This window comes from Vibrio sp. 10N.222.55.C6, from assembly GCF_041473395.1.
Taxonomy (GTDB): domain Bacteria; phylum Pseudomonadota; class Gammaproteobacteria; order Enterobacterales; family Vibrionaceae; genus Vibrio; species Vibrio crassostreae_C.
Genome location: NZ_JBFRSD010000660.1, coordinates 1 through 320 on the forward strand (window position 1 = coordinate 1; position 320 = coordinate 320).

Sequence of the window (320 nt, forward strand, 5' to 3'; positions counted from 1 at the left end):
CCTACTGTCCTTATCGCGCTAGCAGCTTTTTACAGCATGACAGAATGGCCAGGTTCTCAGTAGGTTGGTCTTACCTTTTATGCATCATCATTTTGTAAAATTTAAAAATTTGGTAGTGATTAATGAGTGAGTAATACTGGTTTATATTCAGTCTCATACCGAAGCATTGCCCACGCAGTACGTACCACTTTGTTAGCCAGTGCAATGCAGGCCTTCTTGAAGCCGATACGATCTATGATGCTCCTCAACCAAGCGTCCTTCTGAGTCTTCGGTTTTTCGGGTAGTCGCCCAACGTATGACATTGCGCCAAGATAAAGAAG

Annotated in this window: 1 pseudogene; it reads right to left on the minus strand. The window is 43.4% G+C overall.

What is annotated here, in order from left to right:
• Positions 1 to 119: 119 nt before the first annotated feature.
• Positions 120 to 320 (minus strand): annotated as a pseudogene (locus AB4486_RS25525) (IS110 family transposase); the annotation flags it as partial.